Origin of the sequence: Microcystis sp. M53598_WE2, assembly GCF_030067735.1 — a bacterium.
Classification (GTDB): domain Bacteria; phylum Cyanobacteriota; class Cyanobacteriia; order Cyanobacteriales; family Microcystaceae; genus Microcystis; species Microcystis aeruginosa.
This window is the reverse complement of sequence record NZ_JASJFE010000653.1, coordinates 1-4,180: the sequence shown is the minus strand read 5'-3', so window position 1 is coordinate 4,180 and position 4,180 is coordinate 1. Positions and strand designations below refer to the sequence as shown.

Genomic DNA, 4,180 nt, shown 5'->3' with positions numbered 1-4,180 from the left:
TGTAAATTTCCACATTGGCCTTGATATTCTCGTTATAACGCCCAAAAAGCGAGTTAAATAGATTTAGCATCTTGTGACTACAGAAATATTTATCTCTATTTTATGGATTCTGCTACCAAAAAAGCCCAATTACGCAAACAACTAATTGCCCAAAGACGAGCGCTTCCTAAGCATATTTGGCAAGAAAATAGTCAGCAACTTTGCAAAAATTTACAATCTTTACCCCTCTTTCAGCACGCTAAAACCATTCTCGCTTACTTCAGTTATCGTCAAGAGCCGGATTTAAGTTCCTTATTTTGCCAACACCATCGCTGGGGTTTTCCCCGTTGTGACGGAGATAGCCTGACTTGGCACTGTTGGACTGCCGACGATCCCCTAGAATTAAATCGTTATGGCATCTACGAACCAACAGCGATCGCTCCTCTCATTTTACCGGCTGAAGTGGACTTACTATTAATTCCCGCCGTCGCTTGCGATCGCCAAGGTTATCGCTTAGGTTACGGGGGAGGTTATTTTGATCGTCTCTTACATTCCCCCGAATGGCAAGCTATCCCCTCGATCGGGATTGTCTTTGACTTTGCCTATCTCGATACCCTTCCCCTCGATACTTGGGACCAAAAATTACAGGCAATCTGTACCGAATCAAGAACCGAAATTTTTTAACAATTATTTCCTTTTGTGTGATCGGTTTAACTTATATAGGAGCGATCGATCTTTGTGTCCTTTGTGTCTTTGTGGTTCGTTTTGGTCGTTCGCTGGCACCGTATCTTAGAATACATTTTACCCACCGACTACTCATATATTAAGTTTTATTGAATCCGATCGACCCTGAAGATAGCTTTGCTAGGATGAAATTCACATCAGGAGATGTTTAAAGTAATCACCAGAAAAAGTCAACAGGGAAGCAATGAAACACTTTCACGAACAATGGATTCAAGAATGGTGTCAAGAAAACGGCTGGACAGAGCTATTTCTCGAACGCTACAGTAATTATTGGGCATTCCCTCCCAATGCTGTGATGCCAGAACCAATTCCCACCAAAGTGTTACAAAACATTAAGCGCCAAAAAGGTCTATCTCCTGCCGAAAAACTTTGGTTAGGAGTGGCGATCGGATTGACTGTAACAGCTTTAATTCTCTGTATCACCCTCGCTTGTCCTATGCCTATAGTTCTCGCTTTCGCTTTTGATGCTGTCACCGCAGCGCGATTGGAAGTGGAATATTAACCCAGCAAAAATTGAGCAGCAAAAACCCAAAAAGGGGGAGATTTTTCCGAAAGTCTTCCCCTTTACCGCTTTTTTCTGGACAGGGACGATCGATCTGTCTTGAATCAGTAATCGGTGATCAGTGGTCAGTAGGAGAATAGAATATTAAGTGAGCAGTATTCAATGGCAGTTTTCTGCTGTCTTTTCACTGATTACTGTTTACTGTTTACTGGACGGCTACGCCGTGCCTTTGGCAACACTGAAAAGTCCCCATGTCCGAATCTCGTCGCTTACAGTTTACCCCCGATCTGGAAATTTGTCGTATTTTGAACGGAATGTGGCAAGTTTCAGGGTCCCATGGTTCGATCGCACCCCAAAAAGCGATCCCTAGTATGTTCTCCTATCTAGATGCCGGTTTCACCACTTGGGATCTGGCCGATCATTACGGTCCAGCCGAAGATTTTATCGGTGAATTTCGTCGTCAATTAGTCGCCCAAAGGGGCATTGATGCTTTAAATAATCTGCAAGCTTTCACTAAATGGGTTCCCCGTCCGGGTAAAATGACTAAGGAAATAGTCGAAAAAAATATCGCTATTTCCTTGCGTCGCATGGATGTGGATAGTCTCGATTTATTGCAGTTTCACTGGTGGGATTATCGCGATAAAAATTATCTAGATGCCTTATATTTTTTAGGAGAATTACAACAGGAAGGCAAAATTAAACACCTGGCCTTGACTAATTTCGACACGGAACATTTAAAAATTATTCTCAGCACCGGGATTAAAATAGTCTCCAATCAAGTCCAGTTTTCTCTAATCGATCGCCGTCCCCTCGTCAAAATGGCACAATTTTGCCAAGAACATAACATCTATCTACTCGCCTATGGTACTCTAGCAGGAGGCTTATTAGGGGCAAAATATCTCGGTCATCCTGAACCCAATCCCATGAGTCTCAATACCGCTAGTTTACGGAAATATAAAAACATGATCAATGCTTGGGGAAACTGGCAATTATTCCAAGAATTATTAACCGTTCTTAAAGCGATCGCTGATTCCTATCACGTCACCATTCCTAATGTGGCAGTGCGTTACGTTCTCGAACAAAAAGCCGTAGCTGGGGCAATTATCGGGGTGCGTTTGGGTGTTGCTGAACATATCCAAGAAAATGCCCGTATTTTCGATTTTCAATTATCCCCCCAAGACTATCAAAAAATTGATCATGTCTTGCAAAAATCCCGGGATTTATTGCAGTTAATCGGTGATTGCGGTGATGAGTACCGTCGTTAAGTAGGTAGGTGTTAAAAATTGTCAGCTTCCCCCCCTTATTAAGGGGGGACTAAGGGGGGATCGGCACACCCCTTATTAAGAACTGATAACTGATAACTGAAGACTGATAACTGAAAAGAGGCTAATGATGAGATTTGAACAACCAATCCCCGATGATCCCGCTAATCAATGGCGCTATCAATTAGATCAATTCGTGCAAGAAAATCAACAGGAATTAGCCGGTTTAATGTGGGGTTTACTCTCGGAATGGGGAGAAGATGCCCAAGAAACCCTGGGCATCGATCTTAAACCCCAGCCCCATTTTGTCTGTTGTTCTAGGGAGGCTCTAGAGAAATTAAATCGCAAGGTTAATTGTAAAATTCAAGAGATGCTTGGGATTATCTATCGCTATAATCCCAGGGAAGAAGTGGCTATAGTTGCTATCGGTGATGGTCAGGTAAAATTGATTTATTTTCAACCCGATCTTTCCCCCCCTGAATGTTTTAATCGCCTCGAAGTGGATCTCGATACCCTCATTCAACAGTTAGAGGCCAAAATGCTGACTGAAATCCAATCTTTCCCAATTTGATGCCGATTGCCAGCGCAAAAAGTTGGCAGGTTGTCCCACCGATAAACCCGCTAATCCGATCGCTTTTCTGGGGGATTCTGTCCCTAGAAGAATCGCCGTTTCTAAATCACATATTCCCCAGTTAACTAAATTGGCTACTCCTTGTAATAAGGGTAAGGTTGTTCCCGCTAAAGTACCGTCAAAAAGTCTTGCTGTTCCCTGTTTAACTTCAATTTCTCTCTCGTCCCAAGGATAGACACCATCTTCTAAACCGATCGGCGCTAAAGCATCACTAACTAAGAAAATTCCTCGATGATAATTACTGGCTTTTAGTAATAATTCTATCATAGTTGGATGGATGTGTTGACCATCGGCAATTAACCCACAATACACCTCGCGATTGATAATTGCTTCCCCTAATAACCCCGGTTGACGATGGTGTAAAGGAGGCATGGCATTAAAGGCATGAGTAACCATTTTTGCCCCCTGTAAAAAGGCTTTTTTGGCTATTTCTTGACTCGCTTGCGAATGTCCTAAACTGACGGTAATCCCTCGATCGCTTAAGTATTTAATCACCATACCGCTACTATCTAATTCTGGGGCTAGGGTAATAATTTTTACGATCGATAAGTAGTCCCCAAAGATTTTATCTACTGTTTCTATACTTGGGTTTAAAAGATATTGGGCTGGATGCGCCCCCCTTTTTTCATAGTTTAAAAATGGTCCCTCTAAATGTACTCCTAAAACCTGCGCGCTCGCTCGATTTTCCTGTTTCTGTTTCTCGATATATTTGGCAATTACTGAGAGGGATTTTTGAAATTTCTCCACAGACGTGGTTACTAAGGTGGGCAGATAACCATCAATTCCTTGATTCTCAAGATAATCGCTAATCTTATCTAACTTTTCTAGATCTGTTATTTCTAAGTCGGGAAATGCTAATCCTAACCCTCCGTTGATCTGTAAATCTACTCCTCCCAACGATAGCCAATCCCCTTCCATATCGATAATCTTTTCCCCTCTTGTCTTTCCCCCCATCTCCGTTATCCTCTCGATCTTTCCAGCAGTATTTATCTCTATTTGTTGTCGATCCTGATGGGCGGGAATTCTAGCGTTAATTAGGGTTATCATAGAAGCAGAAAACTA

General features: G+C 42.3%; 5 protein-coding genes and 1 pseudogene. 4 read left to right on the top strand and 2 right to left on the bottom strand.

Going from position 1 to position 4,180, the window contains the following annotated elements:
* Positions 1–70, bottom strand: a pseudogene (locus PX636_RS13280) (glutaredoxin 3); the annotation flags it as partial.
* Positions 71–102: 32 nt separating this feature from the next.
* Here PX636_RS13280 and PX636_RS13275 point away from each other — a divergent pair.
* The 4 genes from PX636_RS13275 to ccmS all read left to right on the top strand — a co-directional run bounded on the left by PX636_RS13275 (position 103) and on the right by ccmS (position 3,058).
* The gene (locus tag PX636_RS13275; protein WP_002762343.1) at positions 103–663 is read left to right on the top strand and encodes a 5-formyltetrahydrofolate cyclo-ligase; all 561 of its coding nucleotides are present in this window, start codon (positions 103–105) and stop codon (positions 661–663) included.
* Between the two features lie 244 nt (positions 664–907).
* Positions 908–1,225 (top strand): slr1957 family protein, encoded by a 318-nt coding sequence (locus PX636_RS13270; RefSeq protein WP_288117549.1) that lies wholly within the window; start codon positions 908–910, stop codon positions 1,223–1,225.
* A gap of 251 nt (positions 1,226–1,476) precedes the next feature.
* The gene (locus PX636_RS13265) at positions 1,477–2,490 is read left to right on the top strand and encodes an aldo/keto reductase (protein ID WP_288117547.1); all 1,014 of its coding nucleotides are present in this window, start codon (positions 1,477–1,479) and stop codon (positions 2,488–2,490) included.
* 127 nt (positions 2,491–2,617) lie between these two features.
* A complete protein-coding gene (gene ccmS, locus PX636_RS13260; RefSeq protein ID WP_041804412.1) occupies positions 2,618–3,058 on the top strand; it encodes a beta-carboxysome assembly chaperone CcmS in 441 nt (146 codons plus the stop codon).
* On the opposite strand, the gene nagA is transcribed toward ccmS, so the two are convergent.
* Positions 3,014–4,165: an N-acetylglucosamine-6-phosphate deacetylase gene (gene nagA / locus PX636_RS13255; RefSeq protein ID WP_288117545.1), complete on the bottom strand. Its 1,152-nt coding sequence runs from the start codon at positions 4,163–4,165 to the stop codon at positions 3,014–3,016. The genes ccmS and nagA overlap by 45 nt on opposite strands.
* Positions 4,166–4,180 lie beyond the last annotated feature (15 nt).